The sequence below is a fragment of the Streptomyces chlorus genome (assembly GCF_042655885.1).
In the GTDB taxonomy this organism is placed as follows: domain Bacteria; phylum Actinomycetota; class Actinomycetes; order Streptomycetales; family Streptomycetaceae; genus Streptomyces; species Streptomyces chlorus.
In genome coordinates, this window is record NZ_JBHSOA010000003.1 from 179,110 (window position 1) to 195,065 (window position 15,956).

The following is a 15,956-nucleotide window of genomic DNA, read 5'->3' on the forward strand; positions in this document are numbered from 1 at the left end:
ACGGTCCTGTCTCAGACCTCCAGATCGTTCTCGATCCGGCGCAGCTGGTGGCGGGCCATCGCCAGGTTGGAGCGGGCGCTGTCCAGCACCAGGTACAGGAACAGCCCGTTGCCGCCGCGCCCCTTGATCGGGCGGATCAGGTGGTACTGGCTGCCCAGGGTGATGAGGATGTCGTCGATCTCCTCCTTCAGCCCCAGAAGTTCCATCGTGCGCAGTTTCGAGCGCACGACGTCGGTGTTGCCCGCGGCGGCGACCTCCAGGTTGAAGTCCTTGCCGCCGCCGATCGTGCCGAGCGCCATGCCACTGGTGTAGTCGACGAGCGCGGCGGCCGTGGCGCCGTCGATGGAGCTGAGGCAGTCCTTGAGCGAGGTCTCGGTGTTGGCCATGAGAGGTGTCCTTTCGGTCGTGATGGTTGTTCCGGTCGGCCGCCAGGTCGTGTCACGGGGGCCGGCCGAGGGGAAAAGTCGGGATTCAGCCGCCGGGCTGGGGCCGGGGCTGGTGTGCCGGCCGCTGCGGGGTGCGCACCGGCAGGGTGCCGATCCGGCGGTCGGCGTCCGGGGAGGGCGGGGCGTGCGCGTCGAGCGCCGCGCGCTCCGCGTGTCTGCCCCCGCCCGGACCGACACGGGTGTCGATCAGATCCGCGATCCGTGCACCGCTGCGCCGGCCCTCCAGATGCAGCCGGCCCACGTTGACCCGGTCGTCGGCGAGCAGGGTGAGCACCGCGGTGCTTCCGGCGGCGTAGGTCGCCACGTATCCCCGGGTGCCGCGCACCAGCAGTTCGCGGAACTCGCCGCGGGCGGCGGCATCCGTCATCCGGTACGCGACCCCGAGCGCGGCGGCGGTGAGCGCGGCCAGGCCCTCCGGCTCGGTGTCGGGCACATCGTGGGCGAGGACGAGTCCGTCGACGGTGGCCGCGAGCGACCCCGCCAGCCGGGGGATCCGGGTACGGAGCCGACGCAGTTCGTCCAGCACGTCGGTCTCGACGGCCATGAGCAGTCTCCTTTCGGCACGCTGTCGACGCGCGCGGATCACAGGGCCTCCAAGGCGTCCAGGAGCCGTCGCAGCAGTGCCGTGTCGGGCTCGTCCCACGCATCGCCGGATGCACCGGTGCCCGGGCGGACGGAGGCGACGGGCGGGGGCGGTGCGGGGGTGATCAGTCCGTCTGCGGCCAGGCGGCGCAGCTCGACGAGGGTGTGGAAGGTGCGGCACGCGAGGGCCGAGGCGATCTGCGCGGCGGTGCTGGTGCCGTCGACCCGGGCGAGTGTCCGGCCGCGGCGGGGCGGCAGGTCCGCCGGGTCGGCACCGGGTACGCGGGTGAGCGGGGCGGTGTCGACGGCGGGGTCGGGCCAGATGCGGTCCAGCAGGTCACGGCGGCGCCGTGACTCGCGCAGCACGCCGGCCACCGGGACGGGGCGGACCGTGCCGAACCAGTGGGCGGCCTCGGGTCTGAAGCGGAGCGCGGCGGTGTCCTGGGCGAGCGCGAAGTACGCGGCGTCGAAGAGCGCGCCCAGGTGGCACAACTCCAGCGCGCCGGCGGTGAGCCGACCGCTGTCCACGAGCTGACGGCCGACGCGGTGGCGGGCACCGGCCCGCTCAACCGCCTCCCACCAGCCGTCGGCGGGGAGCGCGCCGCTGCGGGTGAGCAGATCGCCGAGGTCGGGACTGTAAGCGGATTCGACGTGGACGACGTGCCCCGCCGCCAGGTAGAAGACCCCGGACTCGGTGGAGAGGGCTCCGGTGGCGCGGTCGGCCGCGAGACTGCCCAGCATGGCGGGCGCCGATCCGTCGGTGGCTGCCGCGGTGGTCATCCGAGCACCAGCCGGTCCGCCATCTCGGCCAGCCGGATGCGGGCCAGGGCCAGGTTGCCTTCGCCGCGGTCGAGCCACAGGTACAGGAACACGGTGCTGTCGAAGGTCGTGATCACGAACCGGAGCAGGTGGTACGCGTCGACGGTGGTGAGGATCAGGTCCTGGACGGGCGGTTCCTTGCCGGACAGAACGGACGGCGCGCCGTCGGCCGGTGCGAGTGTGCCGCTCTCCATGGCGAGACGGGCCAGTTCGGCGGTCTCCGCCGCCGTGGCCTCCGGGTCGTCGCCCGGTGTCTCGCCCACCACGCCGAGCGCGAGTCCACTGATCCAGTCGACCACCAGTGCTCCTCGCGCGCCGGGCAGTCGCATGGCTTCCAGTAGGCTCTCATCGATTCCGGGCACGCCGGATCCCCCTCCATCGCACGGCTGTACCGCGAACGTGACGTCGAAGCTACGCTGCGTACTCGACCGAGGTGTGGGCTTTGGTTTTTTCCCTTGGAATATGCGACATGACCCCCTCGGGGCTGGTAGCGTCGGCGCTTTTTGAGGTCCGGCACGACCGCCGGGAGGGAGTCTCCTGAGCGGCAGGGCGCGGGCAGGGCCTTCCCCGCTACGGATGGTGGGCCTGCCCTGCTCGCGGGGACCCATGGTGGTGACCGGGTACCGTCGCGACCACGAGTGACGGCCCTCCACCATGTGTGCGCCCCGCACACCCCCGTACGCGGCACACACATGCGCGCATGACACATGGGGATGACACGTACGGGGGTGACACGTGACACATGAGGGCCCCGCCCCACGGGTAGCGAGAACGAGAAGCACCGCTCGGTGATCAACCCGCGTCGGTCCCGCCGTCCGACAGCGATGACAATGGCAGGAAGCACGTGCCCCCGTTCACCCCTGGACCCATGCCTACCTCACGCACAGCCCGCCCCATGATCCCGCCCTCCGTCTGGCTGACCGCCGGCCGGTACTCCGGGACCTCCGCACATGACGTCCTCCGGCGCACCCTGCACCGGCTGGAGGCCAGCGGGGACGTCGACTCCTTCCTGGAACTGCCCGAAGAGCCGCCCGAGACAGGGCCGGAGCCGCGGCACGACGCGCCGGACCTGGTGTTCCAGGCCCGTGTCCGGGTCGCCGGCGCGGTGACCGTGCGCGCCCGGCTGGGTGTCGGACCCGATGCCCACGGAGGCCAGCCCTGGGTCCTGGTCGCCGAGGCCGAACAGCCGTGGGACCACATGTGGCCGTCCCCCACCGGCATGTTCTGGCCCATGGACGAACCGGACATGGGCTGGAATCACGACGCGGCCACAGGACTGCGGCTGGGAGAGATCAGTCCGCTCCCCGAGGACGACAAGGCCGTACGGCGGCTGATGCGCGACTGCGCACGAAGCGCGAACGGGAACGGGTGGAACATCCACGTCGTCGTCCACGAGGCGATGACCACCGACGACCGCGGCCGGGTGCCGCTCGCGCGCTGGCTGCCGCCGGGCCTGCGGCACCGTGTGGTGGAGCACCGGGCCGCACCTCACCAGCTGCGGGTCGTGAACTGGGCGCTGCGCGACTGTGGCGTCGAGGTGCCGCGCGGCGGTGCGGTGGTCCTGCCCGGCAGCCCGGTCCCGGACGGCTACGACGCCGGGGAGTTCTCGGTGCGCGCGGTCTTCCTGGACGGCACCCGGCCGGCCGACCTCGTCGACGCGGTGACCCGGTTCGCGGCCCTGCCTCGTCCGCTGCCGGTCGGGGCCGAGGCGGCGCTGACCGCGCTGCGGGAGGACTGGCGTCTGCTGAACCTGGAGGAGGAACTCGCCCGCGAGCGCCGGCTGGTCTCCCTGTACGCCGACGCGCTGGAGGCCATGACCACGTCCCGCGACCTGTACCGGGAGGCCGCCGAGAGCGCCCACGAGGCGCTGGCCGCGTACCGGGAGGCCGCCGAGGCCTCGGGCATCCGGGCCCTGCCGCCCGGCACGCGGGCCCCGTCTCCGATGCAGCAGCTGACCCGCACGTTCGAGCGCCTGAGGTTCGGCCCCAGGGCACGCCGTCCGTCGCCCGTCGGGGAGGAGCGCCAGGCCCTGCCCGCCGCCGACGCGCGGTCGACGCCTTCCGGCCCGTAGGACGGTCTGTCCGGCGGATCGCGCCGGACAGGGGAGGGCCGGCCTCCGTCGGGGCGACACGCCGTCCGGGCCGTACGGCGGTCAGTCCGGCGTCCGGGATGTGCCGGGCGCCGGCCACACCGCCCAGTGTCTGCCGGGGAACGGGGACGCCACCCGGACGATCAGGGCCGTCAGCGCCAGGAGCGCGGCGACGACGGCCGCCGCGCCGGCGAGCCACTGCGGGGCGAGTCCGAGGCCGACGGCCCGGGACAGGGCGGCGGACGGGAAGGTGCCGCCGTAGGCGTGGGCCCCGGCCAGGACGGCCGGCAGCACGACCGCCGCCGCCAGTACGAGCACGCCGGGGCGTACGACCAGGAACAGGGCCAGCGTCGTGCAGAGCACCGGCAGACCGACCGCGAGGGCGTGCGGGACCAGGGAAAAACCGTCACCCCGGAGCGGGAAGTGGACCACCGCGCACACGGCGAGGGCCACCGCGGCGGACCAGCTCGACCAGGTCATGGACCGGACGAGCTGCGCGTGTACCCGGCGGGGGTGCCGGATCCGCCGCCTCGAGTGCAGGGCCGCCGCGCCCCGGGCGCCGCGGTACAGGGGCGGGAAACCCGCCTCCGGTCTCCCACGGCGCTCGTCGTCCCGCACGCCCCCGCGCTCTTCCCGGCGCCGGTCCCGGTTCCCGCCGGTGTCGCCGGCCCCTTTCCGGGTTCCGTACGCGTCACCGGTCCGGTCCCCGCGCTCGTCCTCGTACCAGGACGGTTCGGGCGCGGGACGGTCGAGGTGATCCGGTGGGGGCTGCGCGGCCAGACGGTCTATCAGCTCGATCAGTTCCTCGACGGAGCGGCCGGAGGCGGCGGCCCGCAGCGCCTCCTCACGGCAGTGGGGTGCCAGCTGCTCGCTGTGCAGCAGCGTCACCAGCCGGGACACGTCCTCCACCGGGCGGTGCGCCGCCGCGGCCCGGATCGCCTCGTCCGCGCTGTCGGCGTCGCGGGGCGGCCGGGTCAGCAGGGCGACCAGACGGGCCACGTCCTCGACGGGGCGGCTCACCCCGATGGCGCGCAGGGCGTCGACCACGGCCCGGGTGTGTTCGGGTGAACGGGCCAGTGACGTGATGAGGTCGGCGACCTCGTCCGGGGGGCGGTCCGACACCGCCGCGTACACCAGGTTGCCCACAGGATCGCCGTACTGCTGTCGATCCTGCCCCGCGTCGGGGCGTAGGGGCTCCGCCGGGTCCACGTCCAGGCGTAGTCCGCCGGTGCCGTAGACCGTCCCGGCGGTCGGAAGGGGCGTCGGTGGCGGCTCCGGCGCGAGGACCACGTCCGTCCCTCCGGGTATCCCGGAGGCAGTCGAGACGGTCGAGACGGTCGAGTCGCTCGAGGGACTCGAGGTGTTCGACGGGGGTGTCGATGAGCAGGTGGTCATGCTCGGCTCCATGAAGGAAGACTCAGGCCGCTCCCCGTCCCCGGACGTACGACGAGCGACGTTACGTGCACCATTACTAAGCGCCCCCGCCCGGCACGGCCACTCGGCTGGGCCACCGGTATGACCTGCGCCACTCAGCCGACTCCCGCGGGTGTCATACCGGAGCCGTTCCCGGGCATCCAGACAGGGAGACCGATCTCCCGCCGCACCCTGAGGAGGACAGCCCGTGGACACAACCACCGTGGTACTCGTCGTGGCCGCCGTCGCCGCGGCCGCCGTGCTGGCCTGCGCCGTGGCCGTCATGGTGCGACTGGTCCGCACCCGGCGCGAGCTGCGGCGCGCCGGCCTGCCCACGGGCCCGCGCTGGGTGTTCTGGGGCGCGGTCCTCTACCTCGTCCTGCCGACCGACCTGCTGCCCGACCCGGTCTATCTGGACGACATCGGCGTGCTGCTGCTCGCGCTGCGCTCCATGCGCGGATCCCTCGGCGCGGGTTCACCCGGAACGACGTCCCGGCGACCGGATCGTGAACCCGCCAATGACTACGCTCCGTGAGGAAACCAACCACCCGTTCGATTCGTATAAGTCTCTGGAAGCCAAAACAAGTCGGCGGACCAGGCAGCGGTGCACAGCGGGCCGTCGCCTGGTCGGCGCAGCACCGACGAGGGAGAGACGATGCAACCGTTCGCGCTCAACTACGCACGTCCGGCACGGGAGTTGGTCGTAACCACTCCGTATGTGTACGACTCCGGACTGCAGTTGAACGTCCTCGCCGACGGACGAGTGGCGGCCTGCGATCACGCACTGTTGCGAGAGGTGGGCACCACGACGTCCACGGCGGGCTCCAAGACCCACTTCGACGACTGACCGTGAGTCGCAGACGATGACCGTACTGATCCTCACCTGCGAGGAGGATGTGACCGCCGACATGGTGGTCGTGCACCTGCACGGCTCCGGGGTTCCGGTGGTACGCCTCGACCCTGCCGATCTGACTGCCGGTGTCTCGCTCTCGGGTGAATACGTCCACGGCCGCTTTCGCGGCCATCTCTCCGCCGGGGGGCGGCTGGTGAGCATCGGCGGACTGCGGTCCGTGTGGGTGCGCAGGCCGGGTACCCCGGCCGGGCGGGCGGCCCAGCCGTCGCCCTGGCTGACCGAGGAGGCCGCTCAAGCTCTCTACGGGATGCTGCGCGGCTCGGACGCCCGCTGGATGAACCATCCGGACGCGGCCCGGCAGGCACGCCACAAGCCGTGGCAGCTCCGGCTGGCGCAGCACTGCGGCCTGCCCGTGCCGGCCACGGCGATCACGACCTTCCCGCGCGCCGCCCGGGAGTTCGCGGAGCGGTTCCCGGATCTGGTGGTCAAGCCGGTTTCCGGATCGCATCCGCAGGATCCCCCGCGGGCCGTGCCGACCAGCAGGGTGGCTCCGGACACCGACTTCGCCGCCGTGGCGTTCGGACCGACACTGCTCCAGCGGCGGATCGCGAAGCGCGCCGACATCCGGCTCACCGCCGTGGGCGAGCGACTGCTGGCCGCCCGCAAGGCCGCGGACCCCGGCGCCGAACCGGCGGAGGTGGATGTGCGTTTCGCGCCGCCCGGGGCACCCTGGGAGCCGGTCGACGTACTGCCGCGTATCGCCGACTCCGTCCGCACCTATCTGCGCAAGGCTGAACTGGCCTACGGGGCCTTCGACTTCGTCGAGGACGCCGACGGGACGTGGTGGTTCCTGGAGTGCAACCAGTCGGGGCAGTTCGGGTTCGTGGAGGTGGAAACGGGGCAGCCGATCGCGCGTACCGTCGCCGAGTGGCTGGCGCGGCCCGTTCCCGAGGAGACGGTGGAGGCCGACGGGCCCCCCACCACGACATGCTGAGGGGCCCGTCACCACGCGGGGGCATGGTGGTACGGGCCCGTCCTCCGGTTCGGTACCCGGATCAGTGTGGCCTGGGGCCGGGCAGAAGGGCGGTGCGCTGCCAGCCGTTGCCCGGGGACTGCTGCCGGTCGAGGCCGCCCTGGGAGCGCCCGGGGGACTGCAGGGGACCCATGACCAGCTCCAGTTCCCTGTTCACTCGTTCGGCCTCGCTGCGGACCTGTGCGGGCACATCACCGCGCTCCGTGATGAGTCGGTCGTAGATGGGGGATTCCTTGAACACCCTGCAACGCGCCTCTCTGCTCCGTCGGCCCCGGGACGGGGACGCGACTGATGAGTGTAGGCGCCCGGACATCATTCAGGGGGAATTCACCCGTACGACTTGACGCAGACCGGCACACGAGGGATATTCCCCGCGCCCCGGGGCGGGACGCCCGCGCTGGTGCCGGATCCGTCAGGCGCCCGTGGTCGAACCGGGGCGGACGATCATGAGGACCGTGACCGTCGCCCACAGCAGGTTGAACACGCCGGTGAACATGGCCAGTCGCGCTGTCGCCCGCCGGTCGACGGACCGGTGCCGGGCCGGCTGCTCGACGAGTTCGTCCTGACGGGGCAGTACGAAGGCGATCAGGACGGCCGCGGCCGCCGCCGTGAGCGCGATGGAGGTGACGAGCCAGCCGTCGCCCAGAACACCCATGGCGAGCGCGGTGGCCAGCCCGAGCACGGGTACCGCGACGCCGATGCGGGAGTAGACCCTGCAGATGCGGTGCAGCACCTCGACGGTGGTCACCGCCGCCGCGACGGGCCCGTCACCCCCGGCGGGGGCGGCGCGGCGCGCGGCCGGCGGCCCGCCGCGGGCACCGGCTCGTAGCCGCCGGTCACACGGTCAGGCAGCGGCCGTTCTCGCCGTCCGGGCCCGGGGCCGTGGTCCGGCCGTCGGCCGCGGTCCACTCCTGGGCGAGCAGCGAGTCCGCGCGGGTGACGGCTTCACGGATGCCGGCCGTTCCCGTCATCACGCAGAGCGTGTACGTGATGTCCTCCAGCTCGCGCGCCGCGACGGGCGAGTGCCGCTCCGCCTGCGCGATCCGCAGCGTCGCGTAACGCGTCAGCAGCCGTCTGACGGTCTTCGGATCCGGTAGCAGCACGAAGGCGCCTCTCTCTGGGTGTGTGGCTGCGCCTACCCGCATCGCACGGAAGTAGTCACCCCATCCGGCAGACCGGCCCCCATGGACTGAATGGAGGGACACCGGACGTGACCTGGCTGCCCGTCAGGCCGCCTGCCCACTGTGCAGCGCGGTGTACGCCCCTCCCCGGCGCAGCAGTTCCTCGTGGGTGCCGATCTCCTGGATCCGGCCGTCCGCCATCACCACGATCCGGTCGGCACCGCGCACGGTGGACAGCCGGTGCGCCACGACGAAGGTGGTCCGCCCGTGCAGCAGCCGGGCGAGCGCCTCCTGGACCAGCGCCTCGGAGCGGGTGTCCAGCGCCGAGGTCGCCTCGTCGAGGACGAGCACCTTGGGGTCCCTGATCAGGGCGCGGGCGATGGCGAGGCGCTGGCGCTGTCCGCCGGACAGGCGTGCACCGCGCTCCCCGACGAGGGTGTCGAGGCCCTGGGGCAGCCGGTCGACGAACTCCAGCGCGTTGGCGTCGCGCAGCGCGGACCGCACCGACTCCTCGTCGGCGTCGTCCATGCCGTAGGCGACGTTCTCCCTGATCGTGCCGTCGAAGAGGATCGACTCCTGGGGCACGACCGACAGGAAGCGCCGGTAGGTGCGCAGGTCGAGGCCGTTCATGTCGGCGCCGTCGAGGAGCAGGCGGCCCGAGGTCGGGCGGATGAAACCGATGACGAGGTTGAGCACGGTGGACTTGCCCGCGCCCGAGGCGCCCACGAAGGCGACGGTCTCGCCCGGGGCGACATCGAGGGTGAAGTCGCGTACGGCAGGGCGCTCGTCCCGCTCGTAGGCGTGGTCCACGCCCTCGAACGTGACCGCGCCGCGCAGGGCGGTGACCTCTGCTTTTCCCTCGTTGTCCTCCAGTTCGGGAGCCTGGAGAACCTCGCCGACCGAGCGCACGGACTCGAGGCCCTTGGTGATGACCGGGGCCAGGCCCGCCAGTGTCGTCGTGGAGTTGGTGAGTGTGGTCAGGAAGGCGCTCAGCATCACGACGTCGCCGGCGGTGACGCCCCAGACGTCGTAGTACGAGATCAGCGCCGCGCCGGCCAGCACGAGGACGCCCACCATGTTGAGCACCACCCAGGCCAGCGAGCCGAACCGGCCGTTGACCAGGTCCAGGCGCATCCCGGAGGTGAGCAGCCGGTTCAGGGTGCCGTCCATCCGGCGCAGGGCCTTGCCCTCCAGCCCGTGGGCGCGGGTGACCGGGATGAGCCGGGTCATCTCCGTCACCCGGGACGACAGGGTCTCCACCTCGTGCCGGAAGTGCTCGTTGTGGGTCCGCAGCCGGGACCGCAGCCGGGCCACGAGCAGAGCGGCGGTGGGCACGACGACCAGGAAGACGGGCAGGAACTCGGGCGTGCGGAGGGCGATGATGACCAATCCGCCGATGAGTACGGTGATCGCGCCGAGCCCCATCTCCGCGGTCTGCTGCACCATCTGTTCGACGGTCTCCACGTCCCGCACGACCTTGGCCTGGAGCACACCGGCGCTCACGCGGGAGTGGTAACCGATGGAGAGCTGCTGCATCCGCGTGCACAGGGCGGAGCGCAGGGCGGTGCCCATGCGGCGGACGCTGCCGTACAGGAGGCGCACGTAGAGCAGGTGCAGCGGATAGTTGACCAGCAGGATGAACATGATGACGCCGGTGCTGGTCCAGAGCTGCGAGATCGACCGGTGCTGCACCACGGTGTCGATGATGGATGCGGTGATCAGCGGCAGCAGCCAGATGGGACTGTGCTTGACCGTGAAGACACCGGCCGCGGCGGCGAGCCGGCCACGGTCGGCGCGGAGGAGATAGGCGAGGGTGCGGACCGGGTGCTCGCCCCGGTAGCGGTGGTCGAGTGGTCTTGCCGGCGACGAAGCCATCGGCGGTGGTCCTCCCCTGAAGCCGGGTACGGCAGGTGCAGCCCGGTTGCGGCGGTACGGCGAACACTCTCCCCCCACTCCCCGGAAAGCGCTTTCCCCCTTACCGGGCAGGAGTACACCAGACCCGTGTGCGTGACCGCACCGGCCTCCATGGCCTGAGATCTCTCAGGCGGCGTCCAGCTCCGCGATCTCCTCGGCACTCAGCACCAGGTCTGCGGCGCGGACCGAGTCGCGGACGGACTCCGGCCGGCTCGCCCCCGGGATCGGCACGACCACCGGCGACTTGGCGAGCATCCACGCCAGACACACCTGGTACGGACTCACTCCGCGCGCCTGCGCGACGCGCGCGAACGGGGCGTACGTCGAGCCCAGGTCACCGGCGCGGGTAATACCGCCGAAGGGGCTCCAGGGCAGGAACGCGACGCCGAGTTCGGCGCACAGCCCCAGCTCGGGCGCGCTGGAGCGGAAGCCCGGCGAGAACTGGTTCTGCACGGAGACGAGCCGGCCGCCGAGGATGTCCCGGGCCTGCCGGATCCGCTCCGGATCGGCGTTGGAGATCCCGGCCATGCGGATCTTGCCCTCGTCCAGCAGGTCACGGACGGCGCCGATGGACTCGGCGTACGGGATTCGGGGGTCGGGCCGGTGGAACTGGTAGAGCCCGATGGCCTCCACCCCGAGCCGGCACAGGGACGCCTCGCAGGCCTCCTTGAGATGCCGGGGGCTGCCGTCCATCGTCCAACTGCCGTCGCCGGGGCGCAGATGGCCGCCCTTTGTGGCGACCAGGACGTCGCCACCCCGATCGCGGGAGGCGAGGGCCTTGGCGATCAGGGTCTCGTTGTGGCCGACCTCGCCGGCGTCCCGGTGGTAGGCGTCCGCGGTGTCGATCAAGGTGACGCCGACGTCCAGCGCGGCGTGGACGGTGGCCAGGGAGCGCGCCTCGTCCGGCCGCCCCTCGATCGACAGGGGCATTGCGCCCAGTCCGATCGCGCTGACCTCGACATCACCGATACGGCGGGTGTGCATGTACGCGTGACCTCTTCCGGATGTCGTCTCGCTGCGTCTGACAAGCGGTTCCAGCCTGGTCTCCGTACGGCGGGAAATCCAATAGAAGAATGCGAACGCATTCAGCAGGTACGGCTCTGAATCGCATGCGAGCCGGTCACCTCCGGAGCCGGGTCCCACGCCCCGGACCCGGGCCGCCGTCGGCCGACCACGGGATGGAGCGCTCTCCGCACACTCCGCCCCCCTCCGCCCGACCTGACTCAAGCGACCCTTAAGAAGCAATCAAGCATGTGTGGGGTTCTCGCACGCACTTCAAGTAAGTGCTGTTCGGGGCGGGCCGAGGGACAAGTCGGACCCATTGGCGGGGGTGGTTCCGGTCCGTACCATCAGAGCCACGTGCCGACACCGACGTACGGCGTGAGAGCGCTCTCATCACCACGGGGAACGCTCGGGGTCCCGACCCCGCACCCGGTCGGCACTTTGTCAGGTACCGCTCATCACGAACAGCTCGATCACCTCAGGAGACCCCCCACATGACTCCTCGTCACCAGCGCTCCCTCGGCCGCCGGAAGGTTCTCTTCGCCCTCGGTGGGGCCGCCATGGCCGTGCCCGCCGCCGCCGCGCTCGCCCCCCACGCCCTCGCGGAGACTTCCCCCGACATGCGGCCCACCGCGGCCGCCGCCGGCACCCTCCCGCTGACGATCGTCAACAACAGCGGTTCCTTCGGCAACGCGAACGTGCACCTCTACATCGTGGGCAACCAGGACGGCCGTCAGGTACGGGTCACCCCGGACGGCACCCTGGCCCCGATCGCCCTGTCGGACAACGGTGCCGACGGCTTCACCGACTACGCGATCAGCCTGGCCGGCAGCGGCGAGACCCGGCTGTCCCTGCCGTACATGTCCGGCCGCATCTATGTCGCCCTCGGCCAGAAACTCAAGTTCAGGGCCGTCACGGACGGCAACGGCAACGCGGCGCTGCAGTACCCGGCCGGCTGGGTCACCTCGGACCCCAACTACCGTGTGCTGCACGACTGCGCGGAGTTCACCCACAACTCCGCCGGCATGTTCTGCAACACCACGATGGTCGACATGTTCAGCGTGCCGATGAACATCCGGCTCACCGGCTCCAGGGACCAGTCCACGGGCGTGTTCCGGAACGGGGGCCGCGGGGCCGTGTTCGCCGCGCTCAAGCAGGTGGAGGCGTTCTCGCGGCTCGTCGTGGACGACACCCGGATCATCGCTCCGGGACACGGTCTGGACGCGGGTCTGTTCGCCGGGGACTACCTCGCTCCGTACATCGACGAGGTGTGGAGCACCTACACCGGACGGGATCTCAGGGTCACCACCAACGCCGGTACGTTCACCGGCCGGGTGCGCGGCGACCGGTTCACCTTCGGCGGGCCCGCCCAGGTCTCCTTCGGCAGGCCGTCCACCCGGGACATCCTCTTCTGCGACGGGGCACTCGCCGCCCCCAACGACGGCACGACCGGCCCGGTCGCCGCCGTGCTCGGCGCCGGCTTCAACCGTTCGACGCTGCTCAGCCACCCCGACCAGCCGACCACCAACACCTCGGCCTTCTACCGGACCGCGCTCACCAACCACTACTCCAGGGCCGTGCACACGGCCACGGAGGACGGCAAGGCGTACGGCTTCGCCTTCGACGACGTCGCCGACTTCGCCTCGTACATCCAGGACACGGCCCCCACGGGCGTGCGCCTGACGCTGTCGCCCTTCTGAAGCCTGTCCAGAAGCCCTGAAGGGCCGGAAGACGAACGGTGTCCCTCCCCGCCCGCGGTGTGCCGCGGGCGGGGAGGGACACCGTCGAGGACTCCGGAACGGTGGGATGTGGCGCCGGCGCCCCCGCGAGCGTCGCCCTGCCGCAGCGGGCAGGTTTCCCGCGGGCCGGGGAAGGTACTCCTGCACCTGAGGAGCGGCCCCTTCCAAGCGGCGCCCCCCGTGTTCCGGATGCACTTCGGGCTCCCGCGTTGAATGGTGATACCGGACCCGGTGACCGCACCGGGGCCGCTACAGCCATCCGGACCCGAGGAGTCAGAGATGTCGACGACCCAGCCCGAGGAGTCCCGGCCGCCCGAGGAACGCACCACCCCGGACGGCCTGCTCCACGCCCGTACCGGCACCGATGTGTCGCCGGAGGATCTCGTCCTTGCCTCCGGCAAGGATCTCACCCCGCAGAATCTCGAATGGGCCAAGCGCAAGCTGGCGGAGGAGGGGCCCGCCGCACTGGACAAGCTCCTCCCCTGACCCTGATCCCGGCCCTTGCCCGGCTCTTCCCGTTCCCCCGCCCTCACTCCGGCCCGTCCGCGGCCGCGCCCCTCGGGGCGTCCTGCCCCGGCGTCGGCGCGATCCTGACCTGGAGGTCGCTGATCGTGTGCGTGGACCAGGCGCGGGCATAGCCGGGCGGGGTTCCGCCGGGGCCGGTGAGCACGGCGACGGGGACACGGTCCGCGGTGCTCAGTATCTCCGCCACTGTGGTGTTCTCGTTGTTCCCGCCCGTCCCGCCGGAGGAGCAGCCGGTGTAGTAGGCCACGGGGATGGCTTCGTGACCGGTGATCAGGCAGGGCGGGCGGATGCCGAGCCGGTGCAGTTCGCCGGCGGTGCGGGCCCAGTCCCGGCGGCTGTCGGTGTTGCGGTCCACGGTGTGCATCAGGACGGCCAGCTGCACGGCCAGATGGCCGACCAGCGCGAGCGCGACCAGTGACGTCACGACCGGCCGCCACGTCCCGGCCGGTGTCCTGACCAGGTGCCACAGCGCGTCGGCGACGGGGATCGCGAGCAGGGCGTAGGCGGGCTGGAGGAAGCGGGGTGCCGCGTACCCGATCATGAAGAGGTACGGGAGGGCTGCCGTGGCGGCGCAGGCCAGCGGCAGCCCGGTGCGCAGGGCGCGCCGGGCCCGTACAGCGACGACCAGCGCGAGGACGGCCAGGAGCGGCAGGGCGAACCACCAGAGGGTGATCACCGGATGGGGCATCGTCCCCGTGCACGGACGGCACAGACCTCGCCCGCCCAGGCTGCGCAGTTGGTCGTCGACGGCGATCTGCAGGCCGAGCCCGCCCTGGATGCGGGAGGCCTCGGCCAGCCGCTCCCCCGGGCCGCCGTACCAGGCGTAGGCCTCGGCCACCCACTCGGCCGCGCCCACCGCGAGGCCCGTCGCGAGGGCGATCAGAAGACGGACGTGCCGGCCTGCCAGGGCGAGGATCAGCAGGGGGATCGTCACCCATACGGCGTCGGTGGGTCTCATCAGCGTCATCAGCGCGGCTCCCGCCGCGACGCCCCACAGCGCCCCGCGCGCCGAGCGGTCCGCGTGGTACCGCAGGAAGCAGCCGACGGCGATCAGGGCGCCGATCGCGACCCACTGGTTGGGCATGGCCTGGGGGCCGTAGAAGAGGGTCACCCACAAGGACGCGAAGAAGGCGCCGGCGGTGACCAGGACCCGGGTGGGGAACAGGCCGCGCCAGGCGCGCAGCGCCAGGTACAGGCCCAGGCCGGACAGGAGGGCGAGGTAGACGCGCAGCAGTGCGGTGGACTCCGACCAGGAGGCGACGGGCGCCACCAGGAGGGGGACGCCCCGGGAGCGCGGGGCGCTGAAGAAGGCGGCCGGGTGGTGGGAGGTGACCTGGCTGACGTAGACGATCTCGTCCCAGCCGAGTCCCAGCACCGGACGGACGAGGACGAGTTGGGCGACGGTGAAGACGGCGGCCAGGACCGCGAGCGGTGCGGTGCCGCCCGTGGCACGTGGTGCGCCCGGCGAGGACGTGCGTGCGCGTGCGCGTCGCCGTCCTCCGGCGAGAAGGGCATCCTTGCCGTCGGCCATCGTCCGTCCCTTGTCCCGTGTGCCGTCGTTCCCGCCGGTCACTTGAGCGCAAACAGAAACAAATTAACCCGCGGAGCGCGCAGGGGCAGGCGGGACTACGGTTGCGGTCACCGCTCGCCCGGTTCTCCGGGTTCTCCGATGAGCTCGGCGAGGTCCGTCACGACCCGGTCGGCGCCATGGGCGTAGAGCGCGGCCGACCGGCCGACGCGGTCCACGCCTACGACGTACCCGAAGCGGCCGGCGCGGCCCGCGTCCATGCCGGCCAGCGCGTCCTCGAACACGGCGGCCCGACCGGGCGGGACGCCGAGATCCCGGGCGGCGGCGAGGAAGGTGTCGGGGCGCGGCTTGCCAGGAAGGCCGCGCTCGGCGGCGGCCACACCGTCCACGCGGGCGTCGAAGAGGTGCTCGGCACCGAGGGCGCGCAGCACGTCCCGGCAGTTGGCGCTGGCGGAGACGACGGCGGTGCGCAGGCCGTCGGCACGGGCCGCCACGATGTAGCGCAGTGTGCCGCCGTAGGCCTCCGCTCCGCCGCTGCGGATCCTTTCCAGGAACAGCTCGTTCTTGCGGCGGGCGAGCCCGTGCACGGTCGCGGCGCCGGGCGGATCGTCCGGTGTGCCCTTGGGGAGGCCGACGCCGCGGGAGGCGAGGAAGGTGCGTACGCCGTCGGCCCGCGGACGGCCGTCCACGTACTCGGCGTAGTCGGCGTCGCTGAACGGCCGGAAGTCCGCCCCGTCCCGCTCGCGCAGGAAGGCGTCGAACGCCTGCTTCCAGGCCGCCGCGTGGACTGCGGCGGTCCTGGAGATGACTCCGTCGAGGTCGAAGAGGCAGGCCAGGATGTTCTCGGGCAGACCCAGATCCGTCATACCGGACATGGTCCCGCGTCACGGCG

General features: G+C 72.0%; 17 protein-coding genes and 1 pseudogene. 6 read left to right on the forward strand and 12 right to left on the reverse strand.

The genetic code is table 11. The annotated features are described in order from the left end of the window. Positions 1-11 precede the first annotated feature (11 nt). From ACFPZI_RS01190 to ACFPZI_RS01205, 4 genes are all read right to left on the reverse strand, one after another. The gene (locus tag ACFPZI_RS01190) at positions 12-386 is read right to left on the reverse strand and encodes a roadblock/LC7 domain-containing protein (RefSeq protein WP_381356871.1); all 375 of its coding nucleotides are present in this window, start codon (positions 384-386) and stop codon (positions 12-14) included. A gap of 85 nt (positions 387-471) precedes the next feature. Then, positions 472-990: a roadblock/LC7 domain-containing protein gene (locus ACFPZI_RS01195; RefSeq protein WP_381356872.1), complete on the reverse strand. Its 519-nt coding sequence runs from the start codon at positions 988-990 to the stop codon at positions 472-474. Positions 991-1,028: 38 nt separating this feature from the next. Next, positions 1,029-1,808, reverse strand: coding sequence for a hypothetical protein (locus tag ACFPZI_RS01200; RefSeq protein WP_381356875.1), 780 nt, complete (start codon positions 1,806-1,808; stop codon positions 1,029-1,031). Next, positions 1,805-2,209, reverse strand: coding sequence for a hypothetical protein (locus tag ACFPZI_RS01205; protein WP_381356876.1), 405 nt, complete (start codon positions 2,207-2,209; stop codon positions 1,805-1,807). The genes ACFPZI_RS01200 and ACFPZI_RS01205 overlap by 4 nt, the downstream gene beginning before the upstream one ends. A gap of 506 nt (positions 2,210-2,715) precedes the next feature. Between ACFPZI_RS01205 and ACFPZI_RS01210 the strand changes: the two genes are divergently transcribed. Then, positions 2,716-3,918 (forward strand): hypothetical protein, encoded by a 1,203-nt coding sequence (locus ACFPZI_RS01210; RefSeq protein ID WP_381356879.1) that lies wholly within the window; start codon positions 2,716-2,718, stop codon positions 3,916-3,918. Between the two features lie 81 nt (positions 3,919-3,999). Here ACFPZI_RS01210 and ACFPZI_RS01215 read toward each other — a convergent pair whose 3' ends face one another. Next, on the reverse strand, positions 4,000-5,331 hold the full coding sequence (locus ACFPZI_RS01215; protein WP_381356882.1) for a hypothetical protein: 1,332 nt from the start codon (positions 5,329-5,331) through the stop codon (positions 4,000-4,002). Between the two features lie 226 nt (positions 5,332-5,557). On the opposite strand from ACFPZI_RS01215, the gene ACFPZI_RS01220 reads away from it, so the two are divergent. From ACFPZI_RS01220 to tgmB, 3 genes are all read left to right on the forward strand, one after another. After that, the gene (locus ACFPZI_RS01220) at positions 5,558-5,884 is read left to right on the forward strand and encodes a YkvA family protein (protein ID WP_381356884.1); all 327 of its coding nucleotides are present in this window, start codon (positions 5,558-5,560) and stop codon (positions 5,882-5,884) included. Positions 5,885-6,004: 120 nt separating this feature from the next. Then, positions 6,005-6,196 carry a putative ATP-grasp-modified RiPP gene (gene tgmA / locus ACFPZI_RS01225; RefSeq protein ID WP_381356887.1) on the forward strand — a complete coding sequence of 64 codons (192 nt, stop codon included), beginning with the start codon at positions 6,005-6,007 and terminating at the stop codon, positions 6,194-6,196. 16 nt (positions 6,197-6,212) lie between these two features. Beyond that, positions 6,213-7,196 (forward strand): ATP-grasp ribosomal peptide maturase, encoded by a 984-nt coding sequence (tgmB, locus tag ACFPZI_RS01230; protein WP_381356890.1) that lies wholly within the window; start codon positions 6,213-6,215, stop codon positions 7,194-7,196. A gap of 61 nt (positions 7,197-7,257) precedes the next feature. Here the strand turns inward: tgmB and ACFPZI_RS01235 are convergent, their stop codons facing one another. The 5 genes and pseudogenes from ACFPZI_RS01235 to ACFPZI_RS01255 all read right to left on the reverse strand — a co-directional run bounded on the left by ACFPZI_RS01235 (position 7,258) and on the right by ACFPZI_RS01255 (position 11,254). Beyond that, positions 7,258-7,476, reverse strand: a complete 219-nt coding sequence (locus ACFPZI_RS01235) for a hypothetical protein (protein ID WP_381356893.1) — start codon at positions 7,474-7,476, stop codon at positions 7,258-7,260. Positions 7,477-7,647: 171 nt separating this feature from the next. Continuing rightward, positions 7,648-8,040: pseudogene (locus tag ACFPZI_RS01240) on the reverse strand (hypothetical protein); the annotation flags it as partial. A 31-nt stretch (positions 8,041-8,071) separates the two neighbouring features. Next, on the reverse strand, positions 8,072-8,338 hold the full coding sequence (locus ACFPZI_RS01245; protein ID WP_381356896.1) for a DUF5133 domain-containing protein: 267 nt from the start codon (positions 8,336-8,338) through the stop codon (positions 8,072-8,074). Between the two features lie 123 nt (positions 8,339-8,461). Continuing rightward, positions 8,462-10,231 (reverse strand): ABC transporter ATP-binding protein, encoded by a 1,770-nt coding sequence (locus ACFPZI_RS01250; protein WP_381356899.1) that lies wholly within the window; start codon positions 10,229-10,231, stop codon positions 8,462-8,464. A 165-nt stretch (positions 10,232-10,396) separates the two neighbouring features. Then, a complete protein-coding gene (locus tag ACFPZI_RS01255; RefSeq protein ID WP_381356902.1) occupies positions 10,397-11,254 on the reverse strand; it encodes an aldo/keto reductase in 858 nt (285 codons plus the stop codon). A gap of 512 nt (positions 11,255-11,766) precedes the next feature. Here ACFPZI_RS01255 and ACFPZI_RS01260 point away from each other — a divergent pair. Both ACFPZI_RS01260 and ACFPZI_RS01265 read left to right on the forward strand, forming a co-directional pair. Beyond that, the gene (locus ACFPZI_RS01260) at positions 11,767-12,972 is read left to right on the forward strand and encodes a glycoside hydrolase family 64 protein (RefSeq protein ID WP_381356905.1); all 1,206 of its coding nucleotides are present in this window, start codon (positions 11,767-11,769) and stop codon (positions 12,970-12,972) included. A 318-nt stretch (positions 12,973-13,290) separates the two neighbouring features. Beyond that, positions 13,291-13,497, forward strand: coding sequence for a hypothetical protein (locus tag ACFPZI_RS01265; protein ID WP_381356907.1), 207 nt, complete (start codon positions 13,291-13,293; stop codon positions 13,495-13,497). Positions 13,498-13,540: 43 nt separating this feature from the next. Here ACFPZI_RS01265 and ACFPZI_RS01270 read toward each other — a convergent pair whose 3' ends face one another. Both ACFPZI_RS01270 and ACFPZI_RS01275 read right to left on the reverse strand, forming a co-directional pair. Then, positions 13,541-15,067, reverse strand: coding sequence for a hypothetical protein (locus tag ACFPZI_RS01270; RefSeq protein ID WP_381356910.1), 1,527 nt, complete (start codon positions 15,065-15,067; stop codon positions 13,541-13,543). Positions 15,068-15,174: 107 nt separating this feature from the next. Then, positions 15,175-15,930 (reverse strand): beta-phosphoglucomutase family hydrolase, encoded by a 756-nt coding sequence (locus ACFPZI_RS01275; RefSeq protein ID WP_381356913.1) that lies wholly within the window; start codon positions 15,928-15,930, stop codon positions 15,175-15,177. Between the last annotated feature and the right edge of the window lie 26 nt (positions 15,931-15,956).